Source organism: Streptomyces sp. NPDC015661, from assembly GCF_043077765.1.
Taxonomy (GTDB): domain Bacteria; phylum Actinomycetota; class Actinomycetes; order Streptomycetales; family Streptomycetaceae; genus Streptomyces.
Genome location: NZ_JBIBST010000006.1, coordinates 28017 through 42519, shown reverse-complemented (window position 1 = coordinate 42519; position 14503 = coordinate 28017). Strand labels below are relative to the sequence as shown.

The 14503-nt window shown below is 72.6% G+C and carries 17 protein-coding genes; 9 read left to right on the top strand and 8 right to left on the bottom strand.

Going from position 1 to position 14503, the window contains the following annotated elements; all coding sequences use genetic code 11:
• The first annotated feature begins 43 nt into the window (after window positions 1-43).
• Both ACF07V_RS17330 and ACF07V_RS17325 read left to right on the top strand, forming a co-directional pair.
• Window positions 44-841 (top strand): thymidylate synthase, encoded by a 798-nt coding sequence (locus tag ACF07V_RS17330; protein ID WP_392154984.1) that lies wholly within the window; start codon window positions 44-46, stop codon window positions 839-841.
• An 89-nt stretch (window positions 842-930) separates the two neighbouring features.
• Window positions 931-1437, top strand: a complete 507-nt coding sequence (locus tag ACF07V_RS17325; RefSeq protein WP_392155625.1) for a dihydrofolate reductase — start codon at window positions 931-933, stop codon at window positions 1435-1437.
• A gap of 59 nt (window positions 1438-1496) precedes the next feature.
• On the opposite strand, the gene ACF07V_RS17320 is transcribed toward ACF07V_RS17325, so the two are convergent.
• The 5 genes from ACF07V_RS17320 to ACF07V_RS17300 form a co-directional block, all read right to left on the bottom strand.
• Window positions 1497-2501, bottom strand: coding sequence for a HEAT repeat domain-containing protein (locus ACF07V_RS17320; protein ID WP_392154982.1), 1005 nt, complete (start codon window positions 2499-2501; stop codon window positions 1497-1499).
• A 6-nt stretch (window positions 2502-2507) separates the two neighbouring features.
• On the bottom strand, window positions 2508-3176 hold the full coding sequence (locus ACF07V_RS17315) for a HEAT repeat domain-containing protein (RefSeq protein WP_392154980.1): 669 nt from the start codon (window positions 3174-3176) through the stop codon (window positions 2508-2510).
• Window positions 3177-3264: 88 nt separating this feature from the next.
• Complete coding sequence (locus tag ACF07V_RS17310) at window positions 3265-3792, bottom strand: NUDIX hydrolase family protein (RefSeq protein WP_392155623.1); 528 nt, start codon at window positions 3790-3792, stop codon at window positions 3265-3267.
• Between the two features lie 111 nt (window positions 3793-3903).
• On the bottom strand, window positions 3904-4287 hold the full coding sequence (locus ACF07V_RS17305) for a VOC family protein (protein WP_392154979.1): 384 nt from the start codon (window positions 4285-4287) through the stop codon (window positions 3904-3906).
• Between the two features lie 139 nt (window positions 4288-4426).
• Window positions 4427-5176 (bottom strand): GntR family transcriptional regulator, encoded by a 750-nt coding sequence (locus tag ACF07V_RS17300; protein WP_392154977.1) that lies wholly within the window; start codon window positions 5174-5176, stop codon window positions 4427-4429.
• Window positions 5177-5471: 295 nt separating this feature from the next.
• Between ACF07V_RS17300 and ACF07V_RS17295 the strand changes: the two genes are divergently transcribed.
• From ACF07V_RS17295 to ACF07V_RS17275, 5 genes are read left to right on the top strand one after another with little or no spacing between them, the layout of a single operon-like run.
• Window positions 5472-6590, top strand: coding sequence for an ABC transporter substrate-binding protein (locus ACF07V_RS17295; RefSeq protein WP_392155621.1), 1119 nt, complete (start codon window positions 5472-5474; stop codon window positions 6588-6590).
• Window positions 6590-7483, top strand: a complete 894-nt coding sequence (locus tag ACF07V_RS17290) for an ABC transporter permease (RefSeq protein WP_392154976.1) — start codon at window positions 6590-6592, stop codon at window positions 7481-7483. The genes ACF07V_RS17295 and ACF07V_RS17290 overlap by 1 nt, the downstream gene beginning before the upstream one ends.
• On the top strand, window positions 7471-8394 hold the full coding sequence (locus ACF07V_RS17285) for an ABC transporter permease (RefSeq protein WP_392154974.1): 924 nt from the start codon (window positions 7471-7473) through the stop codon (window positions 8392-8394). Before ACF07V_RS17290 ends, ACF07V_RS17285 begins: the two co-directional genes overlap by 13 nt.
• A gap of 3 nt (window positions 8395-8397) precedes the next feature.
• A complete protein-coding gene (locus tag ACF07V_RS17280; protein WP_392154973.1) occupies window positions 8398-9483 on the top strand; it encodes an ABC transporter ATP-binding protein in 1086 nt (361 codons plus the stop codon).
• Complete coding sequence (locus tag ACF07V_RS17275; RefSeq protein ID WP_392154972.1) at window positions 9480-10163, top strand: HAD family hydrolase; 684 nt, start codon at window positions 9480-9482, stop codon at window positions 10161-10163. Before ACF07V_RS17280 ends, ACF07V_RS17275 begins: the two co-directional genes overlap by 4 nt.
• A gap of 64 nt (window positions 10164-10227) precedes the next feature.
• Here the strand turns inward: ACF07V_RS17275 and ACF07V_RS17270 are convergent, their stop codons facing one another.
• Window positions 10228-10707, bottom strand: a complete 480-nt coding sequence (locus ACF07V_RS17270; RefSeq protein ID WP_392154971.1) for a carboxymuconolactone decarboxylase family protein — start codon at window positions 10705-10707, stop codon at window positions 10228-10230.
• A 181-nt stretch (window positions 10708-10888) separates the two neighbouring features.
• Between ACF07V_RS17270 and ACF07V_RS17265 the strand changes: the two genes are divergently transcribed.
• Window positions 10889-11782, top strand: coding sequence for an RNA polymerase sigma-70 factor (locus ACF07V_RS17265; protein ID WP_392154969.1), 894 nt, complete (start codon window positions 10889-10891; stop codon window positions 11780-11782).
• 80 nt (window positions 11783-11862) lie between these two features.
• Window positions 11863-12672 (top strand): alpha/beta fold hydrolase, encoded by an 810-nt coding sequence (locus ACF07V_RS17260; protein ID WP_392154968.1) that lies wholly within the window; start codon window positions 11863-11865, stop codon window positions 12670-12672.
• Between the two features lie 46 nt (window positions 12673-12718).
• Here ACF07V_RS17260 and ACF07V_RS17255 read toward each other — a convergent pair whose 3' ends face one another.
• Together ACF07V_RS17255 and ACF07V_RS17250 are read right to left on the bottom strand one after the other, a co-directional pair.
• A complete protein-coding gene (locus tag ACF07V_RS17255) occupies window positions 12719-13267 on the bottom strand; it encodes a GNAT family N-acetyltransferase (protein ID WP_392154967.1) in 549 nt (182 codons plus the stop codon).
• 250 nt (window positions 13268-13517) lie between these two features.
• A complete protein-coding gene (locus tag ACF07V_RS17250) occupies window positions 13518-14420 on the bottom strand; it encodes an NAD-dependent protein deacetylase (RefSeq protein ID WP_392154966.1) in 903 nt (300 codons plus the stop codon).
• Between the last annotated feature and the right edge of the window lie 83 nt (window positions 14421-14503).

Here is a 14503-nt window from a genome sequence, read left to right as displayed (position 1 = left end):
CGCCGTCGAGGTCGGCCCGTGGCCGGCGGTAGAATCCGGGACCGTGGCGGATACCCAGTACGAAGACTTGTTGAAGACGGTGCTCACCTCGGGAACGGCCAAGGCCGACCGGACGGGCACAGGCACCCGGAGCATCTTCGGGCACCAGCTCCGCTACGACCTCTCGCAGGGATTCCCGCTGGTCACCACCAAGAAGGTGCACCTCAAGTCGATCGTGTACGAGCTGCTGTGGTTCCTCCGCGGCGACTCGAACGTCGGCTGGCTCCAGGAGAACGGCGTCTCCATCTGGGACGAGTGGGCCGACGACAAGGGCGAGCTCGGGCCCGTCTACGGCGTGCAGTGGCGCTCCTGGCCCACGCCCGACGGGAGCCACATCGATCAGATCAGCCAGGTTCTCGACACGCTCAGGCAGGACCCGGACTCCCGCCGGATGATCGTCTCCGCGTGGAACGTCGCCGAACTCGACCGGATGGCGCTGGCCCCCTGCCACGCCTTCTTCCAGTTCTACGTCGCCGACGGCAAGCTCTCCTGCCAGCTGTACCAGCGCAGCGCGGACCTGTTCCTCGGCGTGCCGTTCAACATCGCCAGCTACGCCCTGCTCACCCACATGGTGGCGCAGCAGACGGGCCTGGAGCCGGGCGACTTCATCTGGACCGGCGGCGACTGCCACATCTACGACAACCACGTGGAGCAGGTGACGGAGCAGCTCAGCCGTACACCGTACGCGTTCCCCGAGCTGAAGCTGCACAAGGCCGACTCGCTGTTCGACTACGCGTACTCCGACGTCGAGATCGTGGGCTATCAGCACCACCCGGCGATCAAGGCTCCGGTCGCCGTATGAGCACGATGAGCGGCACGAGCGGCACGAGCGGCACGAGCGGCACGAGCGGCACGAGCGGCACGAGCGGCACGAGCAGGACGAGTACGGCTGTGCACATCGGTCTCATCTGGGCGCAGACCCCCGACGGCGTGATCGGCGCCGGCAACACGATCCCGTGGCGGCTTCCCGAGGACATGGCGCACTTCAAGGCGACCACCCTGGGTCATCCCGTGATCATGGGACGCAAGACCTGGGACTCGCTGCCCGCCCGCTTCCGCCCCCTGGTGGGCCGCCGGAACATCGTGGTGACCCGGGACGCCCAGTGGGCGGCCGAGGGCGCGGAGCGCGCCGGATCCATCGAAGCCGCCCTCGCCCTGGCAGCGGGGTCGGCGGAGCCGGCCGACGAGGCCGTCGCCTGGGTCATGGGCGGTGGTGAGATCTACCGCGCCGCCCTGCCCCACGCCCGGACACTCTCGGTGACCGAAGTGGACACGGCGATCGACGGCGACACCTACGCCCCGGCCGTCGAAGCCGACTGGGAGGTAGCGGACGACTCCGGCTGGCAGGACTCCACGACCGGCCTGCGCTACCGCATCCGCCGGTACACCCGCCCGTAGCCCGTAGCCCGTAGCCCGTAGCCCGTAGCCCGTAGCCCGTAACCGGCCGGTCGCGTCCGTCAGCGCGCCTCGCGCACCCCCAGGACGTACGTCGCGGTCAGCGCGACCGCGCGGTCCTCGTCCCGGGACAGCTCGGTCAGCGCCCGTGACGCCGCGTCTCCAGGGATGTCCGCGAGGGCCTGCGCGAGGCGCCGGCGCTCGGACGCCTGCGTGGTGCCGTGGGCGAGGCGCTCGACGAGCAGGCCGGTGATCCGGTCCGCGAGCGCGGGACGGCTCGCGAGCCCGCTCAGCGCGTCGGCCGCGTCGACGTCGTTCACCTCCTCGGCGATCATGTCGACGAGCGTGGGGACCGCGTCGGCCACACCGCGTGCCCCCAGCTCCAGGGCGGCGTGCCTCCGCACCGCGACGTCGGGGTCCGCGAGGGCCTCCCGCAGCAGGGCGGTCGCCTCGTCGCCCGGGATCTCGGCGACGGACTGGACGGCGCGCCTCCGGACCTCGGCCGCCGGCGAGCGGAGGCCGCGCGCGAGGAGCGGCAGCCCGCCCCCGCCGGAGCGGGCGAGGGCCCAGCGGAGGGCTCCCGCGACGACCGGGTCCGCCTCGCCCAGCGCCGCCTCGACCAGCGCTTCCACCGGCACGGGGGCCTCCTCCGTCGAGGACAGGGCGGCGCGCTGGCGCGTCTCCGGGCTCTTCGAGCCCAGCGCATGGAGGAGGGCGACGACCTGGAGGACGTCCTGCCAGCCGGCGGGCTCCGCGGAACCGATCCGGCGCAGCCGCGTGAGCAGCTCCGTCTCGGCCGCGATCCGCTCGCGCGTCCGGCGGATCAGGTCGTCGACGAGCTCCGTGGGCGCGAAGCCGGGATCGTCGAGCGCGCGCCCGACCTCGCGCAGCGAAAGCCCCAGGGACCGCAGGCTCTCGATGTGGAAGATGCGCCGGATGTCCGCTTCGGAGTACTCCCGGTAGCCGCCGCTCGTACGGCCGGTCGGCCGCACCAGGCCCAGCGCCTCGTAATGCCGGAGCATGCGGGCACTGACCCCGGAGTGCTTCGCCACATCACCGATCAACACCGACGGTCACTCCTCCTGGCCGGACGGGCCGAGCAGCACGATCCGCTTCGCCTCCTCGACGGCGAAGTCGAACCCGGCATCCGGGTCGCGCGACAGCTTCTCCGTGGCGATCGCGTGCCGACGTACATGGGGGCGGGGATCCGACGCCGCGGCGCGCAGGACCGGCGTCATCGCCTCGCCGAGCGCGATCAGCGCCCGGCTGAGGCTCAGCTGCGTCTCGCGCCTACCCCGCCCGAGCTGGGTCGCGAGCACTCCGGCCGGCTCGGACTCCGCGCCCTCGGGCACGAGCACGACCGCCGCCCGCCAGGCGCTCCGCGCCACCTCGTCGTCCGGGTCGGTCATGAGCTCCCGTGTGATCGCCGGCCAGGCGCTCCGGTCCCCGATCTTGGACAGGGTGTGGAGGGCCTGGCTCCGCGCCTGGGCCAGCTCCGAGCGGAGCTCGCCGAGGAGCCGGGGGAGTGTCTGCGCCGACGCGTGGCGGGTCAGCGCCCACGTGAGCATTTCGCGCACCTGGAAGTCCGGCTCGATCGCGCAGCGCCCGACGAGCTCGTCGACGCACCGCGGGTCCGGTGCCGTGCCCACCGCGAGGGCGGCCCGCAGCCGCACCGACGAGCTGTCGCTCCCGAGCCCCCGCAGGGCCCTCATCACGTTCGTGGCCTCGTTCGCCATGGTCATGGGACCACCTCCTGGGCCACAGTGAAGACCTTGTCACCGTGTCAAGGTCAACCGGAGCCGTGCGGGCGGCCCTGCGGGGGAGCGGGGTTCAGTAGGTGTGTCCGACGTGGGCGAGGGCCTGCTTGAGGAGGTGTCCCTGGCCGCCGGGCATCTCGTTCTGCACGGCCGGGGAGGCCGCTTCCTGAGGGCTGAACCACACCAGGTCGAGGGCGTCCTGCCGCGGGCGGCAGTCGCCGGCGACCGGGACGATGTACGCGAGGGACACGGCGTGCTGGCGCGGGTCGTGGAAGGGCGTGATGCCGGCCGTGGGGAAGTACTCGGCGACCGTGAAGGGCTGCAGGGAGGCGGGGACGCGCGGCAGGGCCACGGGTCCGAGGTCCTTCTCCAGGTGGCGCAGCAGTGCGTCACGGACCCGCTCGTGGTGCATGACGCGGCCGGACACCAGGGTGCGGCTGATCGTTCCCTCGGCACCGATCCGCAGGAGCAGCCCGATGCTGGTGACTTCGCCGCTGTCGTCCACGCGTACGGGGACGGCCTCGACGTACAGGATCGGCATCCGGGACCTGGCGGTGTCCAGTTCGTCCGTGGTCAGCCAGCCGGGCGTGGTCTCAGTCATGTCGGACATCGCTTGATCATACTTTCCGGGCGGAGCTTCGGCCCAGGCCGCGTGTCCGCCGGCCGGGTGGGAGTTCGGGCGGGAGTGCTGTCGGTCGCTGCCGTGGGGCGGTCAGAGCGGCTTGAGCCGCTGGTGCAGGAGACAGAATTCGTTGCCTTCCGGATCGGCCAGGACGTGCCAGTTCTCGGCGCCGCTCTGGCCGACGTCGACGGGCTTGGCGCCGAGTGCGAGCAGCCGTTCCAGCTCGGCGTCCTGGTCGCGGTCGGTGGCGTTGACGTCGATGTGCAGACGGAGCTTCCCGGTCCGCGGTTCGCTGCTGGGGCTGAGGATGAGCGTGGGCTGCGCGCCGCCGAACCCGATGCCGGCCGGCCCGATCTCGATGCTTCCGTCGTCCTCGCGGCCGACCTCGACGTAGTCGAGGACCTCGCTCCAGAAGACGGCGAGCCGCTCGGGGTCGGCGCAGTCGAGGACCAGCTCAGTGATGCGGGATGCCATGCCGGCGAGTGTACGTGCCGACCCGCTGTGACGCACCGTCATATGGCCACACCCGGATGCCGGTTGACTGTCGGGAGGCTCCTCGCGGCGCACCTGTCAGGTGTCCGCCGGAGGAACGGCCGTTCGACCGCGTCGATCCTCACATCAGCAGGGAGCCGGGGTCACGGACCAGCGGGGCCGTGCCCACCGAGTTGCTCACGTTGAACGTGACGCTCCCCGCGCGGTAGCGGTCCTCGGTCCACTCGATGGGGCGGCCGTCCTGGTTGCTCGTGAGGTGCCGCTGGCGCAGGAGCGGACTGCCCCGGCGGACGCGGAGCAGACGGGCGTCGTCGCTCCCGGCGGGGACCGCGTCGATGAGGTGCTCGCCGTAGTGGGCGACGATCCCCGCGTCCTCGGCCATGCTGTCCATGATCGAGTCGCAGTCGACGGGCAGGGACTCGACGGTGGGCGCGACCCACTCCGCGTACGCCGTGCGTTCCACCATCACCGGTTCGTCGTCCAGGCAGCGCAGGCGAAGGACGTCGAGGACCCCGGCCCCGTCCGGGAGGGCCAGCCGGCGCGCCTCCTCCGGGGTGGCCCGGCGCCGCTCGCGGTGCAGGAAGCGGCTCGCCGACCGATAGCCCATCGTCCGTGCCCACTGGGCGAAGCTGTGGAGCTCGGCGAAGCTGTGCCGGCGCTCCCTGCGGAGCACGATGCGGCGGGCGCCCTGGCGGGAGCCGATGATGCCTTCCGAGGTGAGCAGGGCGACGGCCTGGCGCACGGTGCCGCGTGACGCGGACCAGCGGTCGGCGAGGTCGCTCTCGGACGGCAGTCGGGCGCCGACGGCGTACTCGCCGTTGAGGATCGAGCGGCGGAGTTCCTCCGCGATCTCCACGTACAGCGCCGTCACATTGCCCCCACTCGTCCTCGACTGTGCGCACCCGGTCACGGGGTGTGCTGTCCCGGTGGTCACCCTAACCCGGCGAGCCGACGTCCGGAGGTCCTGTTGCTTCCTCTCAAGTCCACCTGGTTCACCTGTGGTTCGCCACAACCGGCTCTTCCGGGAGGCGTCTGGATTTCGCCATGTCCCGTTCACTTTCCAGACAGGAGGCGCGGGCGAACTAGGGGCGGCTTGTTCAGACAAGTTCCGTCACTCGCTTCTGGGAGAACCCGTGCGCAGAACCCCCCTCAGCGGCGCCGCAGTCCTGCTCGGCGCCGTCGTCCTGACCACCGTCACCGCCTGTGGTGCCGCTCCCGAGGGCGCCGCCGGCGCCGCCGGCGAGGGCGCGAAGTCGGCCAAGGCGGCGTCGGCCAAGGACTTCGGAGGCATGGACGCCCTCGTCAAGGCGGCGAAGCAGGAGGGCGCGCTGCACGTCATCGCGCTGCCGCCGGACTGGGCCAACTACGGCGAGCTGATCAAGGCGTTCGAGACGAAGTACGGCATCAAGGTCGAGAGCGAGAACCCGGACGCCTCCAGCGCCGACGAGATCGCCGCCGTCAAGTCCCGCAAGGGCCAGAAGCGCGCCCCCGACGTCCTCGACCTGGGCATCGCCTTCGCCCGCAGCGGCGCCGAGGAGGGCCTGTTCGCCCCGTACAAGGTCGAGGCCTGGGACAAGATCCCCGGCGCCCAGAAGGACGCGGACGGCCGCTGGTACAACGACTACGGCGGCTACGTCTCCATCGGCTGCGACGCCAAGCGGATCCCGAACTGCCCGAAGACCTTCGCCGACCTCCTCAAGCCCGAGTACAAGGGCAAGGTCGCCCTCAACGGCAACCCGACCAAGTCCGGCTCCGCCTTCGGCGGCGTGTACGCGGCCGCCCTCGCCAACAAGGGATCCTTCGCCGACATCCAGCCCGGCATCGACTTCTTCGGCACGCTGAAGAAGAGCGGCAACTTCATCCCCGTCGAGTCCACCCCGGCCACGGTCGAGAAGGGCGAGACGCCCATCAGCATCGACTGGGACTACCTCAACGCCGGCTACGCCGACCAGTTCAAGGGCAAGGGCGTCGACTGGCAGGTCGCCGTCCCCACCGACGGCGTGTACGCGCAGTTCTACTCCCAGGCGGTCAGCAAGGACGCCCCGCACCCCGCCGCCGCCCGTCTGTGGATGGAGTTCCTCTACAGCACCGAGGGCCAGAACCTCTGGCTCAAGGGGTACGCCCGCCCCGTCCTCCTTCCGGCCATGACCGCCGACGGCACCGCCGACAAGACCTTCGTCGCCAAGCTCCCCGCGGTCCAGGGCGCCCCCGCCTTCCCGGCCTCCGCCGAGCTCGACAAGGCCAAGGCCACCCTCGCCGAGAAGTGGGACAAGGCCCTCTCCTGATGTCCTCAGCCACCCCCACCACGGGAACCGCCGGCGGCACCCGCCGCCGGCGGCGCGGCCCGCGCACCTGGCTCGCCGCCCTCCCCCTGATCGCCTTCACGGCCCTCGCCTTCGGACTGCCCCTCGGCGCCCTCCTGTTCGGCGCCGTCACCCGCACCGATCCGGCGACCGGCGCGACCGCCCTCACCGGCGAGCACCTGAGCCGCTCGCTCCAGGGCCCCTACCTGGGCTCCCTCCTCGGCAGCCTGCAGCTCTCCGCGCTCACCGCCCTGATCGGCTCGGTCCTCGGTGTCCTCATCGCCCAGGCCGTCGTCACCTCCCGGTCCCAGGCCCTGCGCGGCGCCGTCCTCACCGCCTCGGGGGTCCTCGCCAACTTCGGCGGCGTCCCCCTCGCGTTCGCGTTCATCGCGACCGTCGGCATCTCCGGCGTGGTCACCCAGCTCGCCGACCTGACCAGCCTCGGCTGGAACCTGTACTCCTTCGGCGGCCTCGCCGTCGTCTACCTGTACTTCCTCATCCCCCTCATGGTCCTCGTGATCCTGCCCGCCCTCGACGGCCTGCGCCCCCAGTGGCGGGAGGCCGCGCAGAACGCGGGCGCCGGCGGATGGCAGTACTGGCGCCACGTCGGCATCCCCGTCCTCGCGCCCTCGCTGCTCGGCGGGTTCGTGCTGCTCTTCGGCAGCGCCTTCGCCGCCCACGCCACCGCCGCGGCCCTCGTCGGCGGCTCCGTGCCGCTGGTCACCCTGAAGATCGCGGACGCCCTCTCCGGCAACGTCCTCGTCGGCCAGGAGAACGTGGCCCTCGCCCTCGGTCTCGACATGATCCTGATCGCCGGCCTGGTCATGGCGGTCTACCTCCCCCTCCAGCGCAGGAGCGCCCGATGGCTGCGATGACCCCCACCGCCCCGGACGTCACCCCGGAGTCCGGGGCGCGCGCGGCGGCCCGGCCCACCACGCCCGTACGGACGAGGCGCCGCCCCCGCCTGTGGCGCGGCCTCGTCCTCGGCCTCGGCGGCGCGTACTTCCTCGTCCCGCTGATCGCCTCGTTCGTCTTCACCGTGCACACCCCCGGCCAGGGCGTCTCCTTCGAGGCCTACACCGCGCTGCTCTCCGCCGACGGATTCACCGAGAGCCTGCTGCTCTCCCTCGGGCTCGCCGCCGCCACCATCGCACTCGCCCTGCTGCTCGCCGTGCCCGCCCTGGTGGCCGTCCGGCTCGGCGCGCCGCGCCTGCGCCCGGTCGTCGAGGTGATGTGCATGCTGCCGCTCGTCGTGCCGCCGATCGCACTCGTCACCGGCATCAGCACCGTACTGCGCTGGGGCCCGGACCACCTGTCGCGGACCCCGCTCTACCAGACGTTCCTCGCCGTCCAGAACGAGGACTTCCCCTTCGTCCTGGTCCTCGCGTACACCGTCATGGCCCTGCCGTTCGTGTACCGCTCCCTCGACGCGGGACTGCGCGCCGTCGACGTCCCGACCCTCGTCGAGGCCGCCCGCAACTGCGGGGCCTCCTGGCCGTACGTCATGCTCCGGGTGATCCTGCCCAACCTGCGCTCCTCGCTCGCCGGCGCCGCCTTCCTCACCCTGGCCCTGGTCCTCGGCGAGTTCACCACCGCCTCGATCCTCGGCTTCCGGCCCTTCGCCGTCTGGATCGTCTCCATCTCCGGCGCCCAGGCCCGCATGTCGGTGGCCGTCTCCCTCCTGAGCCTCCTCATCACCTGGGCACTGCTCCTCGTCCTGTCCCGGGCCGGAACCGCCCCGACCGGCACGCCCGGAGCCCCCCGCACCTCCCGCAAGGAGTCCTGACCCATGACCTCTGCCACAGCGGAACGGACGGAGTCCACCGCCGCCACCGGGGCCCGCGTCGAATTCCGCGGCCTGCGCCGCGCCTTCGGCACCACCGTCGCCCTCGACGGCCTCGACCTCACCGTCGAGCCCGGCGAACTCCTCGCGCTCCTCGGCCCGTCGGGCTGCGGCAAGACCACCGCCCTGCGCGTCCTCGCCGGCTTCGAACGCCCCGACTCCGGCGAGGTCCTCGTGGACGGGCAGGACATCACCCACGTCCCGGCCAACCGCCGCGACGCCGGCATGGTCTTCCAGTCGTACAGCCTCTTCCCCAACCTCACCGCCCGCGACAACGTCGCCTTCGGCCTCCGCGTCCGCAAGACCAAGGCGGCCGAGCGCCACGCCCGCGCCGCCGAACTCCTCGACCTCGTCGGCCTGCCCGAGCACGGCGACCGCTACCCGCACCAGATGTCCGGCGGCCAGCAGCAGCGCGTGGCCCTCGCACGGGCCCTCGCCCTGCGCCCCCGCGTCCTGCTCCTGGACGAACCCCTCTCGGCCCTCGACGCCAAGGTCCGGCTCAGCCTGCGCGAGGAGATCCGCCGGCTCCAGCTCTCCCTCGGCATCACCACCGTGTTCGTCACCCACGACCAGGAGGAGGCGCTGTCCATGGCGGACCGCGTCGCCGTCCTCAACGCCGGGAAGCTGGAGCAGTGCGCCGCCCCGGCCGAGCTGTACCGCCGACCGGCGACCGCCTTCGTCGCCGAGTTCGTCGGCACCATGAACCGCCTGCCCGGCCACCTCACGGACTCCGGCCTCGTCGAGGCCGCGGGCAGCCGGCTCCCCGTCGACGGGGACGTCCCCGACAGCCGCGACGTCGAGGTGCTCGTCCGCCCCGAGAACGTCACCGTGACCGCCGACACCGACGGCGAGGCCGTCATCGTCTCCACCTCCTTCTTCGGCTCCGTCACCCGGGTCCACCTCGACCATCGCGGTACGACCGTCAAGGCGGACCTCCCGTCACGCGACGCCGGCGAACTGACCCCGGGAACCCGCGCCACCGTCGGTCTCGCCCCGCACCCCGTCCTCGTCGTCCCGAGGGCGGAGCGGTGAGCGGAGGCTCCACCGACCTCGCCGCCGTCCTCTTCGACATGGACGGCACGCTCGTCGACACCGAGGTCCTCTGGTGGCAGGCGACGGAGGAGGTCGCCGCGCGGCTCGGACACCGGCTCACGGACGCCGACGCGCCCGAGGTCGTCGGACGCGCCGTCGAGGACACCGCCGCCCACCTCGTACGAGCCACCGCCGCGCCCGATCCGCACGGCGTCGTGACGGCCCTGACCACCGCCTTCCAGAAGCGCGTCGACGAGGGCGCGCCGATGCGCCCCGGAGCGGACCGGCTCCTCGCCGCGCTGGAGCAGGCGGGGATGCCGTTCGCGCTGGTCAGCGCGTCACCCCGCTCGGTGGTCGACTCGGTCGTCGGCGGCGCGCTCGCGCACGTCCCCTTCGCCCTCACGCTCTCCGCCGACGACACCGCCCGCACCAAGCCGCACCCCGACCCGTACCGCGCGGCCGCCCAGCGGCTCGGCGTCCCGACGGAGGCGTGTGTGGCCGTCGAGGACTCTCCGGACGGAGCGGCCTCGGCCGATGCCGCCGGCTGCACCGTCCTGGTGGTCCCCTCCATGCTGCCGGTGCCCCCGGGCCCCGGCCGGATCTTCGCGGACAGCCTGGAGGACGTGTCCCTCGACGGCCTGCGCCGCCACGTCCGGGACCGGGCTGCGGCCCGGGCCTGAACCGCTCCTCCGTACAGCCCGGGCCCGTCTCCGGAAGGGACGGGCCCGCGCTCCTTCCCGCCGGTCAGGCGGACGTACGGGCGAACATCCCGGGCTCGTACGAGCCGCCCGGGTTGTGCACGATCACGTTCATCCGGGTGGCCGCGTTGATCAGCGAGACCAGGCAGACCAGGGCGCCGATCTGGTCGTCGTCGTAGTGCTTGCGCACCGCGGCCCAGGTCTCGTCGGACACGCCGTGGTCACCGAGCCGGGTTCCTTCCTCGGCGAGCGCCAGCGCGGCCCGCTCCGCCCCGGTGAACACGGTGCTGTGCCGCCAGGTGGCGACCAGGCTGAGCCGGACCGCGGACTCGCCCTCGGCCGCGGCCTCCTTGGCGTGGGCGTCCAGGCAGAATCCGCAGCCATTGATCTGGCTCACCCGCATCTGCACCAGCTCCCGCAGGGACCTCGGCAGAGTCGACTCCTCCAGGGCCAGCGAGGTGGTGGAGAAGCGTTTGGCGACCTTCGCGGCGGTCGGGCTGTCGAAGAGGTTGAAACGGGGTTCCATGACGTCGTCCTCACTCGTGGTGTCGATTGCCGCCCCCTCGGGCGAACACGAGACGCCGGCGCCCCGGCCCCTGTGACGACCCCGTGCTGTGGCCTGGGTCACCGGCCCCGGGTGTCACAGAACGGCGGCGGCCGGCGTCTCGTGCACGACGCACGGGACAGCGAACGGGCAGGAGCCGGAGATGAACGACCCGACCGAGAACGACGCGATGCGCGAGGGCACCGGGGCGTTCGTCGCCCACCGCAATCTGCTCTTCACCGTCGCCTACGAGCTGCTCGGCTCGGCCGCCGACGCCGAGGACGTCCTCCAGGAGACCTGGCTGCGGTGGGCGCGCGTCGATCCCGGCACCGTACGGGACCGGCGCGCCTACCTGGTCCGGATCACCACGCGCCAGGCGCTGACCCATCTGCGCACCCTCGGCCGCCGCAAGGAGTCCTACCTCGGCCCCTGGCTGCCCGAGCCGCTGCTCACCGCGCCGGACGTGGCGGAGGACGCCGAGCTGGCCGACAGCGTCTCGATGGCGATGCTGCTCGTCCTGGAGACCCTCGGCCCGGCCGAGCGGGCCGTGTTCGTCCTGCGCGAGGTCTTCGAGCTGGCGTACGAGGAGATCGCCGAGGCCGTCGACAGGACCCCGGCGGCGGTCCGCCAGATCGCCCACCGGGCGCGGGCCCACGTCGCCGCGCGCCGGCCGCGCGGGGTCGCCTCCGCCGCGGAGACCCGCCGCACGGTCGACGCGTTCCGCCGGGCGGTCGAGACGGGCGACCTGCAGCGGCTCCTCGACGTCCTGGCGCCGGACGTCGTCCTGTTGACCGACGGCGGCGGAGTCGTACGGGCCGCGCTGGAGCCCGTCGTGGGGGCCGAGCGGGTGGCGGGCGTCCTGAGCCGGATCGCGGCCACGACGGCGCTCCAGCCGGCGCGGGTCAACGGCGACCCGGCGCTGATCGTCCGAATCGGCGGCGAGATCGACACGGTCATGGCGCTGCGGATCGACGAGGGCCTGGTCACCGGTCTGTACGCCGTACGCAACCCGGAGAAGCTGTCGTACCTGGAGCGGGAGACCACGCTCACCCGCTGAGCCCCGCCCCGGCCCGCCCCGACTGTCCCCCCGTACCTCTCCTTCCTATGCTGGAGGAAGGAGAGGTGAGGAGGGCCGCGATGGCCGCCGTCGCCGTGCACAGCGCCGACCTGGGGGAGGGGCGCCCGACGCTTCCGTACGCGGAGGCAGGCCGTCCTGGGCGCGTACCGCTCGTCCTGGTGCACGGCTACCTGGACTCCTGGTGGACGTTCGAACCGCTGCTGCGCCGCATGCCCGCCGGCCTGCACGCGTACGCTCCCACCCAGCGCGGCCACGGCGACGCCGACAAACCGCCCGAGGGCTACCTGCCGGAGGACTTCGCCGAGGACCTGATCGCGTTCATGGACTGCGTGGGCCTGGAGCGTGCGGTCCTGGCCGGCGGATCGAGCGGTGGGGTGGCCGCCCGGATCGTCGCGGGCCGCCGGCCGGACCGCGTGGCGGGCCTCGTCCTGCTCGGCGTCCCGGCCACCCTCGCGGACAAGCCGAAGGCGGCCGAATTCTGGGAAGCCGTGAGGGGGGTGAAGGATCCCGTGGACCCGGCGGTCGCGGAGAGCCTCCTGGACGGCCTGACAGCAACCCCCATGGGACGCGGCTTCATGCAGACCGTCGTCGACGAAACCCTCAAGGCCCCGGCCCACGTCTGGCGCGAGACCCTGCGCGGCCTCCTGGAGACCGACCTCCGGGCCACCTTGTCGGGCATCCTCGTCCCCACCCTGCTCGTCTGGGGCGACCAGGACCCCATCCTGACCCGCGAGGACCAGCAGACGATCCTCGACGCGATCCCCGACTCCCGGCTCCTCGTCTACGAAGGCGTGGGCCACATCGCGTACTGGGAGGACCCGGAACGCGTACTCCGCGACCTGACGGCCTTCGTGGCCGACCGGACCTGAGGAAGGGCCACCGGTCCGCGCGGGCCGGGATCGACCGGACGTCCCGTCAGACCTCGGGCAGGGACGGGTCGGGGGTCCACGGGGCGGGGGCGGTGGCGGCCCAGCGTTCGTGGTCCCGCCAGTCCCCGTCGATGAAGAGGTAGGCCGGCGACACCCCTTCGAAACGGAAGCCCAGCCGCTGCACCAGGGCCAAGGACGCCTTGTTCGCGGGCTGGATGCAGGCCTCCACCCGGTGGAGCCGGAGGTCGGTGAAGGCGTACCGCAGGGCGAGGGCGATTCCTTCGGTCATGTAGCCGGACCCCGCGGACGGGGCGAAGGCCGCGTAGCCGATGGACGCGCCCTGGTAGCGGCCCCGGATGATCGAGTTGATGTTGACCGTACCGGCCACCTCGCCGGTCTCCCGGACACGGATCAGGAAGCCCAGGTTGCTCCCGTCGTCGAAGCGGCGCATCCACGCCCGGAAGTCCTCCGCGGTCGCGGGCAGCTGCATCCACGGATGGTGCAGCTCGGCGCTGGCCCGCACGAGCGCGCAGAACTCGTCCTGGTCGGAGAGGGTGAGCGGGTGGAGTTCGACCCGTGGCGTCGGAGTGAGCATGGGCCAACGTTAGGGCTCGCGCGCATCCGGTCGCTCCTCGCGGTGGGGCCATTCCTCCAGAAGGTGCGGGAGAAGACCTTCCGGCATGCCCGCGGTACACGCCGTGCGCCAAGGACGCTTCCTGGCACGGGTGTTGCCACAGTGGCAACACCGCAGGCCCCCGTTCCGCCGTTCCGCCACTCCGCCGGGCAACGTGGGTCGCGACACGCGACGAGGTGGCCGACAGCGCCGCCCCGCCGCGACCGGGGCCTCAGTCGAGCCCGGCCTGCTCGCCGACGGGCGCGCCCAGCCGCTCGGCGAGGGTGGTGAGGGCCGCCCCGAGGGGGAGCGCGATCCGGGTGAGGGCGTGCCGGTCGCCGCGGGTCGGGTCCCGGTTGATGATCAGCACCGGGGTCCCGGCCTGCGCCGCCTGGCGGACGAACCGCAGACCGGACATCACCGTGAGTGAGGATCCGAGGACCAGCAGCGACGCGGCCTCGCCGACCAGCCTGCGGCAGTGCTCGACCCGCTGGGGCGGGACGGCCTCGCCGAAGAACACCACGTCGGGCTTGAGGATGCCGCCGCAGTGCGCGCAGGGCAGCACGCGGAAGTCCGCGACCTGTGCGTCGGTGAGGTCGGCGTCACCGTCCGGATTGAGTCCGGCCGCCACCGGCTCGAAGCCCGCGTTCGCCTCTTCCAGCCGCCGGGCGAGCTCGCGGCGCGGACTGTACGTGCCGCAGGACAGACAGACGACCCGGGCCAGGCTGCCGTGCAGCTCCACGACCTCTCCGCTGCCGGCGGCCTGGTGCAGTCCGTCGACGTTCTGGGTGATCACGCCGGAGAGCAGGCCGCCGCGTGCGAAGGCGGCGACGGCCCGGTGCCCCGCATTGGGCCGCGCGCGCCCGAAGGTGCGCCAGCCGAGGTGGCTGCGCGCCCAGTACCGGCGCCGGGCCTGTGCGCTGCCGGTGAAGTCCTGGTAGGTCATCGGGGTGTGCCGGCTGAGGCTTCCGCCCTCGCCCCGGTAGTCGGGGATGCCGGACTCCGTGGAGATCCCCGCGCCGCTGAGCACCAGCACACCGCCGGCCCCCAGCGCCTCCGCGACCGGCCCCAGGTCCGTCGTACCCGGTGGCAGGTCCTCGTCGGGGATCCAGCTCAGAGTGGGGCGCATGCGCATGCCGCCAGGGTACGGAACCGCCACCTGGTCCGCGATTGCGACAGGGGTGTCACAGGCTGCGGAGATCGCTTGACCGCCACCGG